The following is a 21,076-nucleotide window of genomic DNA, read 5'->3' as shown; positions in this document are numbered from 1 at the left end:
TTGCCTAAAAAATATTCTTTTGCGATGGGTAGTATCTCTAGTATGTTATCTTTGATTAGCGTAAATTAATAGAATTGGTATCCGTTTTATTTTTATCTGATGGTAATATCCAATCGTGGTGCTTAAAGTGGTGCCATTCTTCATTGGCCAAATCAACTTCAGGGTCTATAAGCTGTTTATAGGGTTTTTTACCATTGACTTTTACAAAGGCTGTAACATAAACTTTGACAGACTTTCCTCGTTTAGCAAAATCTTGCTTTAAATGCTGCGCAAATTGCCAAATCACATCTGGTTTTGTACTTGCCCCACGTCGTTGTTTATCTGTTAGATAGTCTCCTAACTTTATTGGTATCTGCTGATTAGTAGCTTTATCAATAACTCTATAACTCACACTACCACTTTTAGCACGTAGCATCATTCTCCAGGAAAGACGATGACCTTCTTCGGTCCAGAGGACGTTGTCTTCAAAAAAGTGATGCCTAAGAGGAAGCGCAATATGAATCAGAAAATACAAAGAAAATAAGCCAATTAGTAATGTGTTGTATTTAGGCACCATAACTTCTGTCGAATTATAAAATTCTTTTTTCTTTAAGAATAGATTTCGAACTACTTTAGGTTCAAAAAAGAATAAACTAAATGCTAAAGATAGATATGGAAAGATGCCTATTTGAAAAACTATAGAATTGAATATATGAAAAAATATAGAGGCAAAAAACGCATACTTCCGTGTTGGTTTAAAAAGTAATAACGGAATAATGAGTCCATCAAATAAAATACCCCCATAAGCTATAAAATAATGAATATACTTTTGTTGTAATACATCACCAATTATAGGGTAATCTGCTTTGTTTTTCATTAATAATTCCACTACAGAAGTATCTAACCAATCTGGGTATAATTTAGCAATTGAAGCATAGGTGTAAAGTATAAATAACTGAATAACAAAAATCCATTTACACCAACTTGGCATGGAAATACGTTTTAGATCAGGATTAATTTTTACATCTAAAGACGCATATCTGTTTGCTGGCAAAAACACCATTAAATAACTTAAGATAAAGAGTAAATAATAATGGTTGTTATAAGACGATTTTTGCATTAAATATGTGGCTGTCCACATTGTAGCAAACATAAACATGCTTAAGCGGTACTTATGGCCTACCATAATGAGCAATCCAAAAATTCCCATTACAGCATAATAAACATACATCCAATTGCCTGGTAAGGGTTGTAACCACTCAAAGCCAATAAATGAGAATGTAAACTCAGGTTCAATTAAAGTGCGCCGTATCCATCCTGTTAATATGGCCCCAAAAGACTCTAAAGCACAGAGTAGTCCAAAAATGATTCTAAATACTATTAGACCCGAATTGTCAATATGTTTAAATAGAAACTTATTCATTATAAGCTATTGATATAACCCAGAGCAATGGTCTTATCATTACGAAGCTGAGATTTTAAGGCTTCGAGATTTTTAAACTTTTGCTCACTTCTAAGACGTTTTAAGAATTCAATTCTTAATTCAGAATCATATATATCTTCATCAAAGTTAAAGAAATGTACTTCAATAGATCTTGTTTTTCCATTCACTGTTGGATTTGTGCCAATATTCATCATTCCAAAAATGTCAATATCCTTAATTTGGGACTTCACAACATAAACACCGTCCTTGGGAATTAATTTATAAGATGCCTTAATATAAATATTAGCTGTCGGAAAATCTAAGGTCCTTCCTAAGCCTTTTCCTTTAATTACTTTACCCGTAATAAAATAGTTATAGCCTAAAAACGAATTCGCTAAAGCAACTTTTCCGTCATTAAGTGCATTTCTTATTTTGGTAGAACTCACTGTGATGTTTTCTATATCTTGTGCTGAGATTTCTTCAACTTTAAAATCGTATTTATTTGCGATTTCTTTTAAGTCAATAATATTTGCGCTTCTGTTTTTACCAAAATGGTGATCGTAACCTATCACTATTTGCTTAGTATTAATCTCATCAACTAATATCGTTTTAACATAATCCTCAGCGGTAAGATTTGAGAATTCCTTAGTAAACTCTTTAACAATAACTTCTTCTACTCCAATAGTTTTTAGGAGCTCAATACGTTCTTCAATAGTATTGAGCAGCTTTATAGAATCCTCTTTTTGAAGCACCATTCTTGGATGTGGAAACAAGGTTAAAACTGCAGGAGTAGAACCAAGTTGTTCTGCAAGTTTTACAACACGTTCTAGTATTTTTTGATGCCCAATATGTACACCATCAAAGGTGCCAATTGTTATTGTTTTTGGGGATTTCACTATGAGTTTAAATATTTATTCAAATTTATAGGTTTAATAAATAGGTAGACGCGTTACCCCTTTTTATTTTCCATTAAATTGGTTCATGGTGTTATTTATACCTGCCAGAGCAAAAGACTTTATTAATTCCGTAGCAGTTTTTAAGCGTTCATCTAGTTTAGAATTTTCATCCTCATTCCATTCTCCAAGAACATAATCTACCTGTCTTCCTTTACTAAAGCGATCACTAATACCAAATCTAAAGCGATTATATTTTGTTGTTTGTAGCTTGTCTTGAATGTCTTTGAGGCCATTATGTCCTCCATCACTGCCTTTTGTTTTTAATCGTAATGTGCCAAAGGGCAAATTAAGGTCATCCGTTATAACCAAAAGATTCTCAATAGGGACTTTTTCCTTTTCTAACCAATACTTTACAGCTTTACCACTAAGATTCATATATGTATTCGGCTTCATAAGAACAAGTGTTCGCCCTTTTATTTTTAAATATGCTACATCACCAAGTTTTAAGGTTTCAAAAGAAACAGCATCATTGTTTGCCAGGTAATCTAAAACCTTAAAGCCAATATTATGTCTGGTGTTAGCGTACTTTTCACCTATGTTACCCAGGCCAACAATTAAGAATTTTTTCATATTATCTTCTTCGCTTTGATTTATAGTGCTACCAAAACCAAGCCATTTTTTTAATCGTCTACACATACCTCGTGCATTTAAAATAAAAAGTGTATATCTATTGATTTACACTTTTTTAGAAAAGTTGTATGCAAAAAACTTTAACTCGTCTATGTTAATGTGATTTAGTAAAGCTTACTTACTTTATTTCTTAAAACTAAGGGTAAAATCATATTACCCAATTAGCCTCAGCAAATTTATACATTTTAGCGCAAAATACATCACTAAGCCTCATAACGGAAGTTTATATCATTTTTTTTAAAACTGTTTTAAAAAGGTTATTTTACTTATAAACTGCCTGGTTTGTGTTGTTGGGTCAAATAAGCCTGTCTGTATATCATTAAAGACTAAATAGATGAAAGATAACGGCATATATTCCCAACTCAATCTTAAATTCCAGCGTCTTTGTTCATCAAAAGTATTGAATTGATAAAAGCTATTGAACTGTACTCTGGGGTTTAAAGCGAGTCTTAAGTTAGCCGAATACAAATCGGTCTCTAAATCTTCATTTAGTGATCCAAGATTATTAATATTATAAAGAAAGATTATCCATGAAAATATTTGAGTAGTAAATCTAAAAATCTACAATTAAAAGACCAACCGTAAAATTTACGGTTGATCTGCTATTAATCAAATAATTTGGAGCTAAAGGGGCAAAATTACTAACTTATTTATTTACCTTTTTAGTTTCTCTCGAAAGTGAGCATATCTGTTCCACCATTTCCTCCACTAATATCAATGAGTTCAATTCTAGTGGATAATGTTGTTACTACATCCCAATCATCATTTAAGTCTTCAAAATCATTGTCATCTGATACAGGAAAGAAAATGTTGAAATCGATGTCGTCATCACTACTACTGTCATCACTACTGTTGCTATCATCTGTTACAGACCAAGTTCCTGTTAGGGTATTAGACCCATTTGTCGCTGTAAGTGAACCATCAGAGTTAAATGTAAAGTCATAACCATTGAAATCAGAGGTTTCATTTTCTCCTGAATCATTAAAGTTTGTGATTCTCCAAGTTCCTGACTGTACTGTACTTTCGATTTCTGCTATTTGTTGGCTGTTATTGTTTGGGTTTCCATCGTCATCATCGCTTGAACACATAGATGACATAAGCGAAAAACTTAGCATTAATAACAGTCCTAGATTGAATACTTTTTTCATAATTCTTTAATTTAAATATGTTTTTAGGTTATAGTTTTTGAAGGGTTAAAGTATCAGTTCCGCCACCGCCACCGCTAACATCTTGTATAACGACTTCTGTGTTAGTTACAGAAATTACATCCCAATCATCATCATTAAATTCCTCAAAAGGCATGTCTGTTCCGAAATTTAAAGTCATTTGATTACCAGAACTAAATACTGACCATGTTCCATTGTTAATGTTAGAGCCATTTGAGGCTGATACTGTACCATCCATGTTAAAATCCAATTCATAACCTGCATAATCTGAAGTTTGATCATTTGTATCTTCAGTATAAGATGCTACAATCCACAAACCATCAGTTAGAATATCCTCCAAGTCATCATTTCCATTGCCTCCATCGAAGGGCTCACGCTCAAAAGTTAAAAAGTCTTCCGAACCATCTCCGCCACTAACATCTTTTAATCTAATGATATCGTTAGTTACTTCAAGGACATCCCAATCATCAGCTAATTCATCTAATGGAATCCCAGTTCCAAAGTTTAGGTTTAACCCAAGCGAGGTATCATCTCCTGATGTCGTTGACCATGAGCCGTTGATAGTTCCATTCATATCTGTCGCTGTTGCGGTATTATCAGAAGCAAAATTGAAAGTATAATCAGCAAAATCTGCTGTTTCATCTGTATCATCAAAGAAGTATGTTATATACCAATCTCCATTGGTAAGGGCATTGACTAAGACGGTATCGTCAATACTACCATCACCTGAACAATCGCTTTCAAAACGCAATCTGTCATCGCCTAATCTTAAATCGACTTTTGTTTCATCATCATCTTGTTCAATCTCATGTAAGTTCCACGTGTCATTAAAGTCAGATAAACCTGTAACATTAATAACTACTGAAATATTATTACCTGTACCTGAAGCTTCCCAAGTACCATTGAAAGTATTAGTACCTTGAGTAACTATAATAGTTCCATCACTATTAAATTCAAATGCATAGCCTACATAGTTGTCTTCAAAGTCATTGTCATTACGCTCCAATTTATCAACAATCCATTCAGAGCAATCAGCAAAAACAGTTTCGAGGTCATTGGTTGTACAATTATCACAATCATCATCATCAAAATCATTATCATCATCTTCATCACAAGTGTCATCTGCCATTTCAATAGCGTTCTCTAGCTCTAGTATAGAATTAATGGTTTGTGTTGAGCCATCTGCAAAAATCACGGTAAGTGGGAAGTTAATTGTTACTGCTGCAAATTCATCTAAATCATCAATGAAATCATACATATCATTATCATTATTAATAGTGATAGTGTTAATTAAATCATTGTTTTCATCAAAAATAGATGCTATAATAGGGTATTGAAAATCAATACACTCTATATCGTCATCATCTTCATTTTCACCAACACAATTAGTTGTAAGAGCTGCTAATTCAGAGTCTGAATTTACTACAACAGTTGAAAAGTCTACGAGGATTACAGTTATAGGATACGAAATAACAACAGAATCGACATCATCATCAAACAAATCAATAATATCTTCTATGTCTTCATAACCATCTTCATCATTAATTTCAAGTTCAATACTATTAACTGTAACCGTAACAGGAAGTTGAACACTTAAACAACTAGCATTATCAATAATGTTATCACTAGAGCCATCATTAGATGCCGTTCTACTCATTAAATTAGCTATTGTTGAATTTGCTTCGATTGTTTCTTCAGTAGGAGGATCAACCGCTAAATCGTCTTCAGTTCTACAGGATGTCATAGTAAATAAAACACCAAGAACTATTAGTAAGATTGGTTTCAATGTTTTCATAATAAATGTTTTAATTAATCGAGTTCGTTTTTTGATTTGCCTTTATCTAGGCTCTTTATTCTTAAAACAACCGACTAAAAAATTGTCCCAAGAAAAAATAGATTTTTTTTTATTTATCTTTCATTTCTAAAATCAAAAAATATTTTTCCTTGTCAAAATCATTGCACAAAGATATATGTGATAAAATTCGCTTTTCCAAGCTTTATGAAAAGTATGCACAGTCATTGAGCAATATATTGTTTTACAAATACGGAGAGCTTTTAAACCCTTCTGACAAGGTACAGGAAGCATTTATTAAACTTTGGGAAAACTGTTCTAAAATAAAGCCAGAAGCTGTTAAATCGTATTTGTATACTACAGCAAATAATATGATGCTTAATGAAGTAAAACATCAGAAGATAGTAATGAAGTATCAACAAGTAAAACCAAAAGATTACACAAATGAATCCCCAGAATTTGTTCTACGGAAGAAAGAGTTTTTAAAGCGGTTTGAACGTGCATTATCAGAATTAAATGAAGAGGAACGAGTTGCATTCATCTTAAGTAAAGTAGATGGTAAAACTCATAAAGAAGTAGCTGAAATTTTGGGTATTACTAAAAAGGTGGCTGAACATAGAATATATGGTGCTTTGAACAAACTTAAAGCAGAGCTTGAAGAACTAAATCGAAAATAATTTTGGGACAATTATATTTTGAGTTGTTTTAAAAATATAACAGCACGTTATGAACAAAGAACAATTAGTAATAAAATGGTTAAATAATGACCTTACAGAGGAAGAGTCAAAGGCTTTCAATGCATTAGAAGATGCTAACCTCTATAAGGAGATTATTGAAGAAGCTCAAAGGTTCAATGGAAACACACATGCCAAAGTTGAATCTTTTGATGCATTGGATGAAAAACTAGTTTCCAAAAGTAATAATTCTATCAATTGGGTAAAAGTTGTATCTAGTATAGCTGCAATTTTTATTGTTGGTTTTGCACTCTTTACATTTTTGAATAAAGACCAAATAAGCTCTTTTCAGACCACTTTAGCCCAAAATGAAGTCATTACCTTGCCTGACAACTCAACTGTTAATCTTAACGAATTATCCGAGCTACAATACAATAATTCTAAATGGGACACTAATAGGTCATTAGATTTAAGTGGAGAAGCTTTTTTTGATGTAGAAAAAGGTGAACGATTTGATGTTAATACCCCATTTGGAATCGTGAGTGTTCTTGGTACTGAGTTTAATGTTCTATCCAGAGATAGTATTTTTAAAGTCTCTTGTTATGAAGGCTTAGTACAAGTAGCATACAATAATAATGAAGTCAAAATACCTGCTGGAACAGAGTTTAGTTTGGCTTTAGGAAAAGGTATTAAGTCCAATATAGCTATTGCAGAGCCTTATTGGTTAAAAAACATGAGTGTTTTTGAAAACGCTTCTTTTGAAGATGTTATCATAGAACTCGAAAAACAATACAATATAGAAGTTCAGCATCCATCTGATTTAAATATTCAGTTCACAGGTGCTTTTGAACATGATAATCTTAAAAACGCCCTAAAATCAATCTCTAAGCCCTTTAATTTGACCTATAAAATCGACACAAATAAGGTCATTATTACGAATGGAGAGAACTAGATTTTACATATTTCTGTTATTAAGTGTCTTTCCACTATATCAAATATTAGGACAAAATTCTGAACAGGGAGTACCTATTTCTAAAGTTCTTGAAGAAATTTCGCAGGTTCACTCAGTCACTTTTAATTATGAAAGCAGTCTTCTAAAAGATATTCTTGTAGAACCTATGCCAAAGGATTTAAAACTATCAGCTAAAATTAAGAATCTCGAAAACCAAACTAACCTCATCTTTGAGAGGGTTAGTGATATGGTATATACTATTTCTAAAGCTATTCAATTATGCGGTTATATTAGAGATTCTGAATTACAAAGTCCACTCGTTTCAGCTACGGTAACGAGCAAGTTTGCTTATGCTGTGACTGATGATAACGGTTATTTTGAAATTGAACTCAAATCCTTAAATGAAATATTGACCATTAGGCATATTGGATTCAAGACTATAGAACGTCAATTAAAATACTTCAACTTAGAAGCCTGTTCAACAGTAGCAATGCTTGCCCAACAAGAGGTCATAGCACCTGTACTTATTGAAACGTATCTGGTTCGTGGAATTGACAAAAGACAAGACTGGACAACATCCATTGACTATAAAAAGTTCAGTTTGTTGCCTGGTCTTATTGAATCTGATGTTTTGCAGACTGTTCAAGCACTACCAAGTATTTTGAGTGTTGATGAAACAGTTTCAAACATTAATATTCGAGGAGGCTCAAACGACCAGAACTTAATGCTTTGGGATGATATAAAAATGTATCAGACAGGTCACTTCTTTGGTCTCATATCAAGTTTTAACCCTCTTATGACACAAACTGCTAATGTAATTAATAATGGTTCGGATGTAGCATTGACAGATGGTGTTTCAGGAACAATCCACATGCAAACAGACAAACAAATTGATTCAAAATTTAATGGTGTTTTTGGACTTAACTTCTTAAATGCGGAGTTATTTTCAAACATACCAATAGGTAATAAGTCATCACTTCAAATTGCATCCAGAAAATCAGTAGATGATTTTGTTAGAACACCTACTTATGATGTGTATTTCGATAGAGTAATTCAAGAAACTGAAGCTGATAATAATGTCGCCAATGTCATCAATTCAAACCAAGAGTTTGATTTTTATGATGCTTCTTTAAGATGGTTATATCAACCAACGGATAAAGACTATATAAGGTTGAATTTTATTTTAATTAATAACAACTTGGGCTTCAATGAAACTGCTGATGTAAATGGGTCTTCACAAACAAGGAGGAGTAATATTTCTCAAAATACTTTAGCAATTGGATTACATTATAAAAGACAATGGAATGAGAAGTTGACCTCAACCATTAACATTTATGATAATGAATATAAACTCGATGCTCTTAATGCAGATGTCTTGAACAATCAACTTCAATTACAAGAGAACATTGTTTCCGAAACAAGTATTCGATTGAATAACTTATATGAAGAAAATAGATGGCGTTTTAATCTTGGTTATCAATTCACAGAAACTGAAGTCATTAACCTAAACGATATTGACTTACCTCGTTTTGTTAGGCGTGACGAAGAAATATTAAGAGAACATGGAGTCTTTGGTCAAGCTTGGTATAAAAACCCTAATAATGACTTTTCAGTTAGAGGTGGTGTAAGAGCAAACTATTTAACTCGCTTTGAAAAATTGATAATCGAACCTAGATTAAGTGTTAGAAAATCAATAGGGGAACATTTTGAAATAGAGGCACAAGGGGAATTTAAACACCAAAGCACTTCGCAAATCGTCAATTTCCAAAATGACTTTTTAGGAATTGAAAAAAGACGATGGCAACTAACAGATAAAGATAGTATTCCTGTTTTACAGAGTAAGCAAGCTTCAGTCGGAATTTTGTATGAGAATAGCGGTTGGCTTTTGAATGCTAAAGGTTATTACAAAACTATTGATGGTATAACTACCCAAAGTCAAAGCTTCACAACTAAATACGAATTCGCAAAGGAAAAAGGCAGCTATGAAGTCTATGGATTTGAGTTCCTATGTCGAAAAACGTTTGGTGATTTCAATAGCTGGTTAAGTTATTCTTATATGGATAATACTTATATATTTGATGCACTCGAAGATGTTGAATTTCCAAGCAACTTTGACATCACACATTCTGTTACTTTAGGTACAACGTTTAGTAATAAATCTTGGAATATTTCAGCTGGATTGAACTATAGAACTGGCAATCCAACGACTATTCCATTAGTTGGCAATGAAATAAATGATGATGACGACGTAAATTTCGATGAAGGTAATAGTCAAAGATTAATTGACTACATGAGAGTTGATGCTTCTGCTATTTACAAATTTAAAATAAGTAACACCTTTCGGTCAGAAATTGGTGCATCCGTATGGAATATATCTAATAGGCAAAATGCTATCAACGATTATTATAGAGTCAATGAAGTTGATGGAGTAAATAAGTTCTCACGATTTTCTCTTGGCTTAACTACTAATGCGGTTGTTCGTGTATATTTTTAACTCAAAACGCACCACTACACTACACCACCATCAAAATAAAAAAGCCTTACATCTCTGTAAAGCCTTGTTATTCAGAGTGGAGCATATCGGAGTCGAACCGATGACCTCTACGCTGCCAGCGTAGCGCTCTAGCCAGCTGAGCTAATGCCCCATTATTTTAAACCACTTAACACTAAAACCGGAATTTTAGAACTGTGAAAATCTTGCTTTAAAATTACATCATCTTCCCAAAGTTTTGAGAAAAACCCACGTTTTCGTCTTACCACACATAATAAATCCGGGTTGTGATTTTTATAATGTTCTAATACCGCCTGAAATGTCGTAGGTCGTTCTGCAATTGTTGTATTAGTAACCATTTCTTTTAAATCATCATTAAGTACAAAGTCGTCGTCTTTATGGTGAGCCGTTTTTACTAAAAGGATATTGACTACTGCTTTAAACTGGTTTTTAATGGCGCTCAATGGGTTTAAAACACCTTTTTTTCTGATAATAGCAGACTTGGTCGCAATTAGTATTTTAACGATTGGTTTATAAAAATACCCTTCTGGAACAATCAAAGCCGGGATTTGTGTGCGTTTTACAATCTTACCAGAGGTCTTGCCTAAATATACTTCTTCTTTAATAGAATTTGTGCGCGGTTCTAAGATGATTAAATCAACATCCAGAGATTCGCAAACCTTCTCAATTGTATCCACCAACTTTCCTTTAAATGTTTTGGTAATAACCTCAACACCCTTTGTGTCTATAGAAGCAACATGAGATTCTAAAAACGCTTTAGATTCACGTTCAATGATATGGTCAACCTTAATCATGGTTCCTGCTTTGGTATAAACATTATATATTTGAACCACATATAATTTAGCACCAAATGCTTTAGCAAAATCAACAGCGTATTGGAGATGCAATTTTGCATTTTTTGAAGACCCAACAGGAACTAATATTGTTTTCATTTTTTAATATGAATTTGATGCAAAAATACACATTATAAATGATTCGTAAAGGTAGGCTTACAGATATTGAACCCATTATAAAACTTACAAAAGCCTGTGCTAAAACTATGATAGCCCAAGGTATTTACCAATGGAATGAACATTATCCTAATAAAACAGCTTTTGAAAATGACATAAAACGAAACGAACTCTATGTTTTAGAAATTAAAGGAACAGTCAAAGGCACCATTGTCATTTCTACATTTATGGATAAAGAATATGTGCCCATTAAGTGGTTAACAAAAAACGAAAACAACATTTATATTCATCGTTTAGCCATTGATCCAGAATTGCAAGGAAATGGCTATGCACAACAACTTATGGACTTTGTAGAGCAATATGCTATAGACAATAACTATAGCTCTATTCGATTAGATACCTTTTCGCAGAACAAAAGAAACCAAAAGTTTTACGAACTTCGCAGCTATAAACGATTGGGTGATATTTATTTTCCTAAGCAAAGTGAGTCCCCTTTCCATTGTTACGAATTAGTCCTTTGAGTACGTCAATTACCTTAAAACAAATCAACAAACTCGCTATACCAGCATTAATTTCTGGTGTGTCTGAGCCTATTTTGTCATTAACCGATGCTGCTATTATAGGTAATATGGACTACAATGCTACAGAGTCATTGGCTGCTGTTGGTATTGTAACGACATTCTTATCTATGCTTATTTGGGTTTTAGGGCAAACACGGAGTGCAATTTCTTCTATAGTATCGCAATATTTAGGTGCTGATAAATTGAGTGAAGTTAAAAACCTCCCTGCACAAGCCATATTTTTAATCACATCCTTAAGTGTAGTGATCATCTTAGTTACTTATCCTTTTGCAGCACAAATTTTTAAACTTTATAATGCATCAGATTTAATTTTAAATTATAGTGTAGATTATTATCAAATTCGTGTTTTTGGTTTTCCATTTACATTGTTTACCATTGCTGTATTTGGCACATTTAGAGGGTTACAAAACACCTATTATCCCATGCTTATTGCTATAACCGGAGCCGTTGCTAATATCGTTCTAGATATCGTGTTGGTATATGGTATAAACAATGTAATTCCTGCTATGCACATTAAAGGTGCTGCTTATGCCAGTGTACTGGCTCAAATTATTATGGCCATGCTTTCTGCATATTATATCCTTAAAAAAACAGATATTCCATTGTTGGTTAAATTTCCGTTTAATCCAGAGATAAAACGTTTTGTCTTAATGATCTTGAATTTATTTATTAGAACTATTGCCTTAAACATAGCTTTATATTTTGGCACCAGTTATGCCACTAAATACGGAACAACATACATAGCAGCATATACAATTGCTATCAACCTTTGGTTTTTAGGTGCTTTTTTAATTGACGGCTATGCGAGCGCTGGTAATATTTTGTCTGGAAAACTATTTGGCGCAAAAGCTTATAAAACCCTCTTTGATCTAAGTAACAAGCTCATTAAATATGGTGTTATTGTAGGCTTTATCATTGGTCTCATTGGAGCACTATTCTATTACCCTATCGGAAATATTTTTACAGATGATCAGGCTGTTTTAGATACCTTTTATAATGTGTTTTGGATTATACTCGCCATGCAACCTTTATGTGCTTTAGCATTTATATTTGATGGTGTTTTTAAAGGCTTGGGCAAAATGCAATACCTTAGAAATGTACTTTTGTTTTCTACACTTTTAGTCTTTATTCCTGTTATTTTTTGGACAGATGAGCTCGGTTACAAATTATACGGAATTTTCTTTGCCTTTACCTTGTGGATTTTAGCTCGTGGATTACCATTAATCATAAAATTCAGAAAAACATTTAAACCGCTAGCACAAAACACTTAAATTTGAACCGTGAATCGCTATTGGGTATAAATTAATAATCATAATGAACCTTTTAATAACCCTATTACAAGAGGTCAACATTGACGAAAAGCTAAAAGAAGCACCAGACAGCAGCTATGGTATAGGTGTTTTTATTGGTACTTTACTTCCTTTTATTGTTTTAGTTGCCATAGCTTATGCGATATACAGGTATAATAAAAACAGAATAAAAAACGAATAAAATGGACATTCTCAATTTTTTAGGTGGAAATGGTTTATTTCTAATTTTAGGAATAGTGCTTGTTGTCATCTATTTTTATAATCGAAATAAAAGACGCTAATGAGCAATATTCGTATTACAAAGCAATTTTCTTTTGAAACAGGTCATGCGCTTTATGGTTATGATGGTAAATGTAAAAATGTACATGGCCATAGTTATCGCTTAGATGTTACTGTTATTGGTATACCTATTTCAGATAATACTAATGTAAAATTTGGGATGGTCATCGATTTTGGTGACCTCAAAAAAATAGTAAAAGAAGAAATCGTTAATGTCTTTGATCACGCTACTGTTTTTAATAAAAATACTCCTCATGTAGAATTAGCTAAAGAACTTGAAAACAGAGGTCATAATGTACTTTTGGTAGATTATCAACCAACAAGTGAAATGATGGTTATTGACTTTGCAGGTAAGATAAAGCAACGTTTGCCAGACAATATTAAACTTCATTCTCTAAAACTTCAAGAAACAGCGACCAGCTTTGCAGAATGGTACGCTTCTGATAATGAATAATAGTCATCACATAGAAATTCCTAACGGGAAAAAGATCTATTTTGCGTCCGACAATCATCTTGGTGCGCCAACCATGGAAGCTTCTCGTCCCAGAGAAAAGAAATTTGTGGCTTGGTTAGATGAAATTAAACATGATGCAGCAGCCATTTTTCTACTAGGGGATTTATTTGATTTTTGGTTTGAATATAAAACTGTTGTACCTAGAGGTTTTACCAGAACCTTAGGAAAGCTAGCAGAGATTTCAGACTCAGGAATTCCTATTCACTATTTTGTAGGTAACCACGATTTGTGGATGAATGGCTATTTTGAAGAAGAACTCGGTATCCCTGTATATCACAAACCTCAAGAATTTAAGCTTGGTCATAAAGGTTTTTTTATTGGTCATGGTGATGGTCTTGGCCCTGGTGATAAAGGTTATAAACGCATGAAAAAAGTATTCACCAATTCATTCTTTAAATGGCTATTTAAATGGAGCCATCCAGATATTGGGATGCGAATTGCTCAATACTTTTCTGTAAAAAATAAATTGATTTCTGGCGATGATGACGCTAAATTTTTAGGTGAAGACAATGAATGGTTGGTCGTTTACAGCAAGCGTAAACTTGAAGAAAAATATCGCGATTACTTTATTTTTGGGCATCGCCACTTACCATTAGAGATTCAATTGGATGAGACTTCTAAATATATCAATTTAGGCGATTGGATTCAGTATTATACTTATGGTGTTTTTGATGGCAAAGACTTTGAGCTAAAAGAATATTAAGTCTTCACATCATCATAACTATCATCGATATCTTGTTGTAAATCTAGTTCGCGCAACGGTTGATTTTTTGTGCCAATAATTGCTACAATAATGAGTGTTACTGTACCACCTAGCATAACTGCTAAAGGTGCACCAAAAATACGTGCTGCAATACCACTTTCAACTGCGCCAAGCTCATTAGAAGACCCTACAAACATAGAGTTAACAGCTCCTACACGTCCGCGCATTTCATCTGGAGTCTTGAGTTGAAGAATTGTTTGGCGTACCACCATAGAAATACCATCAAAAACACCTGCAAAAAACAAGGCTAAAACACTAAGCCACATTAGTTTTGAAGCGCCAAAAACAATCATGCAAACCCCAAAACCAAAGATTGAAACAAGCAGTTTCTTTCCTGTACTTTTAGTAATAGGAATATAGGTAGTTGCTAACATGGTAATGATGCTACCAGAAGATAATGCTGCATTTAAAATACCAAAACCTTTGGGTCCTGCGTCTAAAATATCCTTTGCAAAAACAGCAAAAATAGCCACAGCACCACCAAACAAAACAGCTATCATATCTAAGGTTAACGCTCCTAAAATAACCTTGTCGTTAAATACAAAATGCATACCTGCTTTGAGACTTTCTTTAACCGACTCGTTTGTGTTTTTATTTAAAATAGGCTTTTTGCTTATTCTAAAAACTAATATCAATGCCAACATAACCAGCATAAATATGATGCCAAGCGTAGAATGTACACCTATCCATGCAATTAAAAATCCGCCACATAAAGCCCCAAAAACATTGGCTCCTTTCCAAGTACTACTACTCCATGTTGCGGCATTAGGATAAGCGTTCTTAGGGACAAGAAGGGCTATGAGTGAAAAAATAGTTGGTCCAAAAAATGCTCTCAAAACACCACCGAAAAACACCAATGCATAAATACTTAATAAAATGGATTTTATGCTCCAGGTGGTTTCTATATATTCCGAAGTCAGCCAAAACAGACCAAAGCTTATTAAAGAAAATAATGCAATACAAAGCGTAAACAGGTTTCGCTTTTCCTTTTTATCCACAATATGTCCCGCAAAGGGAGCCAAGAAAAAAGCAGGTAAAAATTCGCAGAGACCAATGATTGCAAGTGACAATGGGTTTTTAGTTAATGCATAGACCTGCCATTCGATAACAACAAATTGCATTGACCAAGCTAAAACCAGTGCAAAACGCAATAATAAAAAGATATTGAACTCTTTAAATCTTAAGGCTGCGTATGGGTCGTTCTTTGCCAAAAATTAATTTTCTATAAGTTTAAACTCAACACGTCTATTTAATTGTCTTCCCGCTTCTGAGTTATTGCTTTTGATGGGTTTAGAACTTCCATATCCAAAGAATTTAATTCTCTTTAGGTCCAGACCACGCGAAATTAAATAATCTACAACAGCTTTAGCACGTTCTTCAGACAATTCTTTATTTCGTTTATCTAGTCCTTCACTATCCGTGTGGCCATATATTTCTATATTTAAAGATGGATGTTCATTGAGATACTGGTAAAGTTCATTCAATTCATCAATTGAATCTTCTAATAATTCAGCCTTGTCAAAATTGAATAATACGTTTTTGAACGTGTAAACTCTATCCGTTTTAATTTCTGGTTCTGTTATAACTTCTTCTATCGCTTCTACATCTTCTGCTTCCATAGATTTTAGAGAAACCTCATCGATATAGTAGTATGAAAAGAATAATGTACTTGTTGATAATACCTTTTGTTTTTGAGTCCTGGGGTTTTTATAAAAGTTACCTATTGAAAAATAGTTTTCGTAACCTTGAGCTATAAATTCAAAAGAATATTTCATCCATTGTTCTTTACTGGAAAAGTAAATATCTTCAGCCTTTGAATACATTTTAAATTGCTTTTTAGTCACTTTTGAAGGCTGAATAACCTTTTTACAACCATTAGATTTATAACAAGGTTTTAAGCGTTCTTCAGTCATTAAAACCTGAATGTCTTTTAAGGCATAAGAGGACTTATCTGCTAAACTTAGATAAAAAGTCATCTTATACCTTCTCCCTCTTGTTAAGGGGGTTAACAATTTCCCTTGAACATATTCTCTATAATTTTTATCTGTATAAGCATAAATACCAGCATAGGCATTGCCCGTTTTTGGTTTTTGATATCCATTATAATTTTTAAGTCCGGTATTCTCACTTTCGCTGCAAGCATCAAAAAAATCTGTTGATGCCATATTGGGTATTGACCACTCAGTAACCCTATTATTAAATCCGCCTATATAAAACACACAGCGATCTGTTTTTTGGGTTTCAAAACTTGGGTTTAACACTAAATTTTGTGCCGCTAAAATACTACTGAAGACAAAGAGATAAACTATGGTTAGTTGTTTCATGATTAACCAACGAACTATTTAAGGAATTATTCTTTAATATCTTTTAGTTTTAATTGCAAACTTACATTACCATTCCAATGGTTTTCATCTATACCATATGCAATACTAAATGGTCTTCTACTTTTAATGATATCTATTTTATCCCCCAAACCAAAACCAATACAAGCAATTTTATCATTAAAACTTTGAGTCGCAGTAAATCTAATGTGCTTATTATCCTCACCTACACATTTTCCATGACCTGTGTCATTTACATTTTGTGTCATAAAGGTCGGTGACATATTACCTGGTCCAAATGGTGCAAATTGTTGGATAATTCGAAACAATCGATGGTCTACCTTGGTTAAATTAAGCTCTAGATCTATTTTCAGCTCTGGCGTTAGTAGTTTTGGATCAATGGTGCTTTTTACAACTGATTCAAACTTAGTTTTAAACGCTTCATAATTTTCTGGCAACAAGGTCAAACCTGCTGCGTATTTATGCCCACCAAATTGTTCGATATATTCGCTACATGCTTCCAGAGCATTATAAACATCAAATCCTTTTACAGAACGTGCCGAAGCCGCTAGTTTAGATCCACTTTTTGTAAATACCAGTGTTGGTCTATAATAGGTTTCTGTTAATCGGGAGGCAACGATACCGATGACCCCTTTATGCCAACTTTCGTTATAAACAACTGTAGTAAAACAGTCTTGTTCATTATGAACTTCTATTTGAATTAAAGCTTCTTCAGTAATACGTTTATCGGTTTCTCTTCGGTCTGTATTAAACCGATCGATATCTACCGCATATTCTGCAGCTAAATTAAAATCCGTCTCGGTTAAAAGTGTTACTGCATGATTGCCATGTTTCATACGGCCTGCAGCATTTATGCGAGGTGCTATGATAAAAACAACATCCGTAATGGTTAGCTCATCTTTTTTAACCTCAGCAATAATAGCTTTCATTCCTGGTCTTGGATTAGTATTAATTACTTGTAATCCAAAATATGCCAAAGCTCTATTTTCTCCAATAATAGGAACAATATCTGCCCCAATCGCAGTAGCTACCAAATCTAGGTATTCTACTAAATCTTCAACGGTTTGTCCTTGTTTGGAGGCTAAAGCCGTAATTAACTTAAAACCTACACCACAACCACATAATTCTTTAAAAGGATATTCACAATCGTCTCGCTTTGGATCTAAAACTGCAACTGCATCAGGGATAACATCTCCTGGTCTATGATGGTCACAGATGATAAAATCTATACCTTTTTCTTTGGCGTAGTTTATTTTATCTACGGCTTTTATGCCACAGTCTAAAGCAATGATTAACGAGAAATCATTATCGTCTGCAAAGTCAATACCCTTGTATGAAATTCCATAACCTTCATCATAACGGTCTGGAATATAAGTCGCAATAGAATCAAGTTTTGTTTTTAAATATGAAGACAGTAAAGCCACAGCAGTGGTACCATCGACATCATAATCGCCATAGACCAAAATATTTTCATTCTCAGCAATAGCTTTTTCGATTCTAGAAACTGCTAAATCCATATCTTTCATTAAGAACGGATTGTGTAAGTCACTAAAACTTGGTCTAAAAAAAGTTTTGGCCGCTTCATAAGTATCTATACCACGTTGTAATAATAATGTGGCAACAGTATCATCGACTTGAAGCACTTTATTTAAAGTGTCAATTTTTGAAGTCTCGGGTTTTGGCTTGAGCGTCCAACGCATATAGAATTAAATATTTCGTTTCGTACCTATATGGTAAACAATATTTGTTTTTACATCTGCGAAACGCCTAAACATTTCCATAACACCACAATATTTCTCTACGGATAAATCGACAGCGCGTTGGCACTTTTTCATGTTTAAATCCGAACCGTAAAAGTGGTATTCTACTTCAACGGAATGGTAATATTTGGGGTGCTCGCCTGTAAGTTCTCCTGAAACTTCAATCTTAAAATCATCTATTTCCTCTTTCATTTTATCTAAAGTAGAAATTACATCTAACGCTGTGCAACCCGCTAATGACGATAACATCATAGCCTTTGGTGATAAGCCATAACGTTCTTCTTGTCCTTCAATATCTGTATCCATTATTACAGATTTTCCACTTGGATTATCTGATTCAAAAGTTAATCCACCTTTCCAATGGGTTATGATTTTATCCGCCATATTTAAAGTTTATTAATTATAAGTGCTTAAAGTTAACAAGTTCTAATGGTTTAAAAAGATTAAAATGCACTAAAGTTTAGTTTGCAACGCAAGTGTACTTTAAGTACTTTAGACACTTCAAATTTTAAGTACTTTTAAAACTATGGCATTAGTAACTCCGTTATCCCCAGAGCACGATTTAGAGACCAAAGAATTGGCTGAATTCTTTAACGAAACCCTTGGGTTTTGCCCAAATTCGGTTTTAACCATGCAGCGCAGACCTGCTATAAGTAAAGCTTTTATAAACTTAAATAAAGCTGTAATGGCTAATGAAGGTCGTGTAACCTCAGCCTTGAAGCGTATGATTGCCTGGGTAAGTAGCAACTCTACAGGTTGTCGTTACTGTCAAGCTCATGCGATTAGAGCTGCAGAACGTTATGGTGCAGAGCAAGAACAACTGGATAATATTTGGGAATACAGAACGCATCCTGCTTTTTCTGAAGCAGAACGTGCCGCTTTAGATTTTAGTTTAGCAGCGTCTTTAGTACCAAATGCTGTAAATACAGATATTAAAAAACGCTTATACGAGCATTGGGATGAAGGAGAAATCGTTGAGATGCTTGGTGTTATTTCATTGTTTGGATACCTTAACCGTTGGAACGATTCTATGGGAACCGATATTGAAGAAGGTGCTGTAGAGAGTGGTAATAAGTATTTAGGAAAACATGGTTATAATGTTGGGAAACATGATGGGAGTCAATACTAAATCACTAGACTCTTAGGCTTTTAGATAGATTAGATTGAACCTCGCCATTTTTTTGGTGAGGTTTTTTATATAATATATTGAATCTTCTTCTGAAGTTGAGGCACCACCAATTCCTCAAACCAAGGGTTTTTAGCACGCCAAAATCGATTGGTTGGTGAGGGATGTGGTATTGGAAAATATTTTGGTAAATAACTTTTGTACTCTCCTACTGTTTCGGTAAGTGTTCGTTTCGCTTTATCTTTTAAATAATACTTCTGTGCATAAGCACCAATTAAAATAATCAATTCTACTTTAGGCATCTTTCCTAATAATGCCTCATGCCATTGTGGTGCGCATTCTGGTCGTGGAGGTAAATCTCCTGTTTTTCCTTTTCCCGGATAACAAAATCCCATAGGTATTATGGCAAAATTCTCAGTATTGTAAAATTGTTCATCCGTAACATTTAACCATTGTCTCAATTTTTTACCACTCTGGTCATCCCAGGGAATACCAGACTCATGAACTTTAGTACCTGGTGCTTGTCCTATAATTATAATTTTAGAATTGATATGAGCTGTTGCCACTGGTCTTGGCCCTAAAGGAAGGTGCGATTTGCAAATAGTGCATTGACTTATGTTGTGGAGTAACTCTTTCATTTAACTTAAATAAAACACTTCGACTTTACTCAGTGTGTTAGTTGTGCATTTATTTTTTACCAGCAACCACAATAACTATTTCCCCTTTTGGTGGTTTATTAGTGTAGTGTTTTAACACTTCTTTTGCTGTACCTCTGATAGTTTCCTCATAGAGTTTTGTTAACTCTCTCGAAACCGAAACCAATCTATCCTCACCAAAATAGTCGCAGAAATGCCCTAAAGTTTTTATCAATTTGTGTGGACTTTCATAAAAAATCATAGTTCTGGTTTCTTCGGCCAGTAATAAGAGTCGTGTTTGGCGGCCTTTCTTTACAGGTAAAAACCCTTCAAAAACAAACTTATCGTTTGGCAAAGCACTATTAACTAATGCTGGTACAAAAGCAGTTGCTCCTGGCAAACATTCTACGTCGATATGATTTTCAACACAAGCTCTAACCAATAAAAACCCTGGGTCTGAAATAGCAGGTGTACCTGCATCACTAATTACTGCGATAGTCATTCCCGATTTTAATTTTTCTATTAAACCGTTGACCGTTTTATGCTCATTATGCATATGATGGCTTTGCATAGGTGTAGCGATTTCAAAATGTTTTAGAAGCTTGCCCGAAGTTCTGGTGTCTTCGGCTAAAATGAGATCCACATCCTTTAAAACTTCTATAGCTCTATAAGTAATGTCTTTTAAATTTCCTATTGGTGTTGGAACCAGAAATAACTTCATGTTTAGATATA

21 protein-coding genes and 1 tRNA gene are annotated in these 21,076 nt (G+C 33.7%); 9 read left to right on the top strand and 13 right to left on the bottom strand.

The genetic code is table 11. From position 1 onward, the window contains the following. Positions 1 to 55: 55 nt before the first annotated feature. The 5 genes from Q0912_RS11225 to Q0912_RS11205 all read right to left on the bottom strand — a co-directional run bounded on the left by Q0912_RS11225 (position 56) and on the right by Q0912_RS11205 (position 5,949). Positions 56 to 1,405, bottom strand: coding sequence for an HTTM domain-containing protein (locus tag Q0912_RS11225; RefSeq protein WP_299115127.1), 1,350 nt, complete (start codon positions 1,403 to 1,405; stop codon positions 56 to 58). After that, positions 1,402 to 2,298, bottom strand: coding sequence for a bifunctional riboflavin kinase/FAD synthetase (locus Q0912_RS11220; RefSeq protein WP_299115065.1), 897 nt, complete (start codon positions 2,296 to 2,298; stop codon positions 1,402 to 1,404). The genes Q0912_RS11225 and Q0912_RS11220 overlap by 4 nt, the downstream gene beginning before the upstream one ends. 63 nt (positions 2,299 to 2,361) lie before the next feature. Continuing rightward, positions 2,362 to 2,994 (bottom strand): aminoacyl-tRNA hydrolase, encoded by a 633-nt coding sequence (gene pth / locus Q0912_RS11215; RefSeq protein ID WP_299115063.1) that lies wholly within the window; start codon positions 2,992 to 2,994, stop codon positions 2,362 to 2,364. Between the two features lie 656 nt (positions 2,995 to 3,650). After that, positions 3,651 to 4,136 (bottom strand): hypothetical protein, encoded by a 486-nt coding sequence (locus Q0912_RS11210; protein WP_299115061.1) that lies wholly within the window; start codon positions 4,134 to 4,136, stop codon positions 3,651 to 3,653. 28 nt (positions 4,137 to 4,164) lie between these two features. Further along, complete coding sequence (locus tag Q0912_RS11205; RefSeq protein ID WP_299115059.1) at positions 4,165 to 5,949, bottom strand: hypothetical protein; 1,785 nt, start codon at positions 5,947 to 5,949, stop codon at positions 4,165 to 4,167. A gap of 149 nt (positions 5,950 to 6,098) precedes the next feature. Between Q0912_RS11205 and Q0912_RS11200 the strand changes: the two genes are divergently transcribed. Genes Q0912_RS11200 through Q0912_RS11190 form a run of 3 tightly spaced genes read left to right on the top strand, consistent with a single transcriptional unit; the run spans position 6,099 to position 10,066 of the window. Next, a complete protein-coding gene (locus Q0912_RS11200) occupies positions 6,099 to 6,623 on the top strand; it encodes a sigma-70 family RNA polymerase sigma factor (RefSeq protein WP_299115057.1) in 525 nt (174 codons plus the stop codon). A gap of 49 nt (positions 6,624 to 6,672) precedes the next feature. Next, on the top strand, positions 6,673 to 7,572 hold the full coding sequence (locus tag Q0912_RS11195) for a FecR family protein (protein WP_299115055.1): 900 nt from the start codon (positions 6,673 to 6,675) through the stop codon (positions 7,570 to 7,572). Next, positions 7,559 to 10,066 (top strand): TonB-dependent receptor, encoded by a 2,508-nt coding sequence (locus Q0912_RS11190; RefSeq protein ID WP_299115053.1) that lies wholly within the window; start codon positions 7,559 to 7,561, stop codon positions 10,064 to 10,066. Before Q0912_RS11195 ends, Q0912_RS11190 begins: the two co-directional genes overlap by 14 nt. A 77-nt stretch (positions 10,067 to 10,143) precedes the next feature. Here the strand turns inward: Q0912_RS11190 and Q0912_RS11185 are convergent. Both Q0912_RS11185 and Q0912_RS11180 read right to left on the bottom strand, forming a co-directional pair. After that, a tRNA-Ala gene (locus Q0912_RS11185) sits at positions 10,144 to 10,217 on the bottom strand. Position 10,218: 1 nt separating this feature from the next. Further along, positions 10,219 to 11,016 (bottom strand): universal stress protein, encoded by a 798-nt coding sequence (locus Q0912_RS11180; protein WP_299115051.1) that lies wholly within the window; start codon positions 11,014 to 11,016, stop codon positions 10,219 to 10,221. Between the two features lie 38 nt (positions 11,017 to 11,054). On the opposite strand from Q0912_RS11180, the gene Q0912_RS11175 reads away from it, so the two are divergent. The 5 genes from Q0912_RS11175 (at position 11,055) to Q0912_RS11155 (ending at position 14,421) form a co-directional block, all read left to right on the top strand. Beyond that, entirely contained in the window at positions 11,055 to 11,555 is a 501-nt protein-coding gene (locus Q0912_RS11175; protein ID WP_299115049.1) for a GNAT family N-acetyltransferase, read from the top strand. Next, positions 11,552 to 12,886: an MATE family efflux transporter gene (locus Q0912_RS11170; protein WP_299115047.1), complete on the top strand. Its 1,335-nt coding sequence runs from the start codon at positions 11,552 to 11,554 to the stop codon at positions 12,884 to 12,886. Before Q0912_RS11175 ends, Q0912_RS11170 begins: the two co-directional genes overlap by 4 nt. Before the next feature lie 43 nt (positions 12,887 to 12,929). Beyond that, positions 12,930 to 13,106 (top strand): hypothetical protein, encoded by a 177-nt coding sequence (locus Q0912_RS11165; RefSeq protein WP_299115045.1) that lies wholly within the window; start codon positions 12,930 to 12,932, stop codon positions 13,104 to 13,106. A gap of 99 nt (positions 13,107 to 13,205) precedes the next feature. Further along, complete coding sequence (locus Q0912_RS11160; protein WP_299115043.1) at positions 13,206 to 13,658, top strand: 6-carboxytetrahydropterin synthase; 453 nt, start codon at positions 13,206 to 13,208, stop codon at positions 13,656 to 13,658. Positions 13,659 to 13,668: 10 nt separating this feature from the next. Beyond that, complete coding sequence (locus Q0912_RS11155) at positions 13,669 to 14,421, top strand: UDP-2,3-diacylglucosamine diphosphatase (RefSeq protein WP_299115126.1); 753 nt, start codon at positions 13,669 to 13,671, stop codon at positions 14,419 to 14,421. On the opposite strand, the gene Q0912_RS11150 is transcribed toward Q0912_RS11155, so the two are convergent. From Q0912_RS11150 to Q0912_RS11135, 4 genes are read right to left on the bottom strand one after another with little or no spacing between them, the layout of a single operon-like run. Continuing rightward, on the bottom strand, positions 14,418 to 15,692 hold the full coding sequence (locus Q0912_RS11150) for an MFS transporter (RefSeq protein WP_299115041.1): 1,275 nt from the start codon (positions 15,690 to 15,692) through the stop codon (positions 14,418 to 14,420). The two genes, Q0912_RS11155 and Q0912_RS11150, sit on opposite strands and share 4 nt — an antisense overlap. A 3-nt stretch (positions 15,693 to 15,695) precedes the next feature. Further along, entirely contained in the window at positions 15,696 to 16,805 is a 1,110-nt protein-coding gene (locus tag Q0912_RS11145; RefSeq protein WP_299115039.1) for an OmpA family protein, read from the bottom strand. A gap of 26 nt (positions 16,806 to 16,831) precedes the next feature. After that, entirely contained in the window at positions 16,832 to 18,523 is a 1,692-nt protein-coding gene (gene recJ, locus Q0912_RS11140) for a single-stranded-DNA-specific exonuclease RecJ (protein WP_299115037.1), read from the bottom strand. Positions 18,524 to 18,529: 6 nt separating this feature from the next. Next, the gene (locus tag Q0912_RS11135) at positions 18,530 to 18,967 is read right to left on the bottom strand and encodes an OsmC family protein (protein WP_299115035.1); all 438 of its coding nucleotides are present in this window, start codon (positions 18,965 to 18,967) and stop codon (positions 18,530 to 18,532) included. A 142-nt stretch (positions 18,968 to 19,109) separates the two neighbouring features. Here Q0912_RS11135 and Q0912_RS11130 point away from each other — a divergent pair, with 142 nt between their 5' ends. Next, positions 19,110 to 19,712, top strand: coding sequence for a carboxymuconolactone decarboxylase family protein (locus Q0912_RS11130; protein ID WP_299115033.1), 603 nt, complete (start codon positions 19,110 to 19,112; stop codon positions 19,710 to 19,712). 65 nt (positions 19,713 to 19,777) lie between these two features. Here the strand turns inward: Q0912_RS11130 and Q0912_RS11125 are convergent, their stop codons facing one another. Then, positions 19,778 to 20,347, bottom strand: a complete 570-nt coding sequence (locus Q0912_RS11125) for a uracil-DNA glycosylase family protein (RefSeq protein ID WP_299115031.1) — start codon at positions 20,345 to 20,347, stop codon at positions 19,778 to 19,780. Positions 20,348 to 20,396: 49 nt separating this feature from the next. After that, positions 20,397 to 21,065, bottom strand: a complete 669-nt coding sequence (gene rsmI / locus Q0912_RS11120; protein WP_299115029.1) for a 16S rRNA (cytidine(1402)-2'-O)-methyltransferase — start codon at positions 21,063 to 21,065, stop codon at positions 20,397 to 20,399. Positions 21,066 to 21,076: the final 11 nt, after the last annotated feature.

The organism is uncultured Winogradskyella sp. (assembly GCF_947498345.1).
Taxonomy (GTDB): domain Bacteria; phylum Bacteroidota; class Bacteroidia; order Flavobacteriales; family Flavobacteriaceae; genus Winogradskyella.
This window is presented reverse-complemented; position numbering and strand designations above follow the sequence as displayed.

What these genes read in the sequence shown, in the direction of transcription:
- Q0912_RS11175 (WP_299115049.1), top strand. Translation starts at nt 11,055, where the DNA reads ATGATTCGTAAAGGTAGGCTTACAGATATTGAACCCATTATAAAACTT.
- recJ (WP_299115037.1), bottom strand. Translation starts at nt 18,523, where the DNA reads ATGCGTTGGACGCTCAAGCCAAAACCCGAGACTTCAAAAATTGACACT.
- Q0912_RS11180 (WP_299115051.1), bottom strand. Translation starts at nt 11,016, where the DNA reads ATGAAAACAATATTAGTTCCTGTTGGGTCTTCAAAAAATGCAAAATTG.
- Q0912_RS11195 (WP_299115055.1), top strand. Translation starts at nt 6,673, where the DNA reads ATGAACAAAGAACAATTAGTAATAAAATGGTTAAATAATGACCTTACA.
- Q0912_RS11130 (WP_299115033.1), top strand. Translation starts at nt 19,110, where the DNA reads ATGGCATTAGTAACTCCGTTATCCCCAGAGCACGATTTAGAGACCAAA.
- Q0912_RS11135 (WP_299115035.1), bottom strand. Translation starts at nt 18,967, where the DNA reads ATGGCGGATAAAATCATAACCCATTGGAAAGGTGGATTAACTTTTGAA.
- Q0912_RS11125 (WP_299115031.1), bottom strand. Translation starts at nt 20,347, where the DNA reads ATGAAAGAGTTACTCCACAACATAAGTCAATGCACTATTTGCAAATCG.
- Q0912_RS11145 (WP_299115039.1), bottom strand. Translation starts at nt 16,805, where the DNA reads ATGAAACAACTAACCATAGTTTATCTCTTTGTCTTCAGTAGTATTTTA.
- rsmI (WP_299115029.1), bottom strand. Translation starts at nt 21,065, where the DNA reads ATGAAGTTATTTCTGGTTCCAACACCAATAGGAAATTTAAAAGACATT.
- Q0912_RS11160 (WP_299115043.1), top strand. Translation starts at nt 13,206, where the DNA reads ATGAGCAATATTCGTATTACAAAGCAATTTTCTTTTGAAACAGGTCAT.
- Q0912_RS11210 (WP_299115061.1), bottom strand. Translation starts at nt 4,136, where the DNA reads ATGAAAAAAGTATTCAATCTAGGACTGTTATTAATGCTAAGTTTTTCG.
- Q0912_RS11190 (WP_299115053.1), top strand. Translation starts at nt 7,559, where the DNA reads ATGGAGAGAACTAGATTTTACATATTTCTGTTATTAAGTGTCTTTCCA.
- Q0912_RS11205 (WP_299115059.1), bottom strand. Translation starts at nt 5,949, where the DNA reads ATGAAAACATTGAAACCAATCTTACTAATAGTTCTTGGTGTTTTATTT.
- Q0912_RS11165 (WP_299115045.1), top strand. Translation starts at nt 12,930, where the DNA reads ATGAACCTTTTAATAACCCTATTACAAGAGGTCAACATTGACGAAAAG.
- pth (WP_299115063.1), bottom strand. Translation starts at nt 2,994, where the DNA reads ATGTGTAGACGATTAAAAAAATGGCTTGGTTTTGGTAGCACTATAAAT.